This window comes from Streptococcus agalactiae ATCC 13813, assembly GCF_000186445.1.
Taxonomy (GTDB): Bacteria; Bacillota; Bacilli; order Lactobacillales; family Streptococcaceae; genus Streptococcus; species Streptococcus agalactiae.
Genome location: NZ_GL636083.1, coordinates 1 through 1143 on the forward strand (window position 1 = coordinate 1; position 1143 = coordinate 1143).

At 41.6% G+C, this 1143-nt stretch carries 1 protein-coding gene; it reads right to left on the reverse strand.

Annotated elements, in window-relative coordinates; genetic code table 11:
* The coding region (locus HMPREF9171_RS102800; protein WP_000292319.1) for a phosphopentomutase at nucleotides 1-1143 on the reverse strand (1143 nt) is incomplete at its 5' end.

Consider the following 1143-nt stretch of genomic DNA (forward strand, 5'->3'; position numbering starts at 1 on the left):
TTATACCAAGTCCTGCAAGAAGCTCTCTCCAATCATCGCAGTATCAACACCAAAGTTATCCGCAACTGTTGCTGAAATATCTGCGAAATGCCCTACTGGGATAAGGCCGTTTCCTGTGAAAGATGGGCTATAGGCTAAGAGAGGAATGTATTCTCTTGTATGGTCTGTGCCTGCATAAGTTGGGTCATTACCATGATCGGCAGTGATCAAAAGTAAGTCTTTGTCACGCATTACTGAAATGATCTCTGGGAGGCGCTCATCAAACTCATGAAGACAATCACGATAGCCATGAGGATCACGACGGTGACCATAGAGAGCATCAAAGTCAACCAAATTAGTAAAGGAGAAGCCTTTTTCAAACTCTGATAACCCCATTGTTTTTATCAAAGTATCAATACCATGACTATTTGATTTGTTATGTCCCATATCATGATTAATGCCTGAACCATTGAAAATATCATTGATTTTACCAACAGCATAAGTATCGATGCCAGCTTGATCTAGTTTATTTAATACGGTATCTTCAAATGGTGATACTGCATAGTCGTGACGGTTGGCTGTACGCGTAAAGTTGTCTGGTTCACCTACATATGGACGAGCGATAATACGACCAAGGAGAGCTGGACGCTCCATTGTGATACTACGAGCATATTCACAAATACGGTAGAGTTCTTCTAGAGGAATGATATCCTCATGAGCTGCAATTTGTAGGACTGGGTCAGCTGAGGTATAGATGATGAGCTCACCAGTTTCCATTTGGCGTGGTCCGAAGTCATCAATAACAGCTGTCCCTGAATAAGGTTTATTCGCTTCACGAATAACTTTACGTCCTGAAAAATCCTCAATCTTTGTGATAATATCTTCTGGAAAACCATTCCAGAAAGTATCAAATGGCTCTGTAATATTTAAGCCCATGATCTCCCAATGTCCTGTCATTGTATCTTTACCAAGTGATACTTCTTGTAACTTCGTCGCGTAGCCACTTGGATTTTCTTCTGCAGGAACGGTTTTAAGCGCTTGGGGACGAGGAATATTACCAAGTCCAATTTTAGCCATGTTTGGCACCGCAAGTCCAACTGTTTTTGAAATGTGGCCAAGCGTGTCTGAAGCACCATCAGGAACTCCTGCATTGACAAAATCATT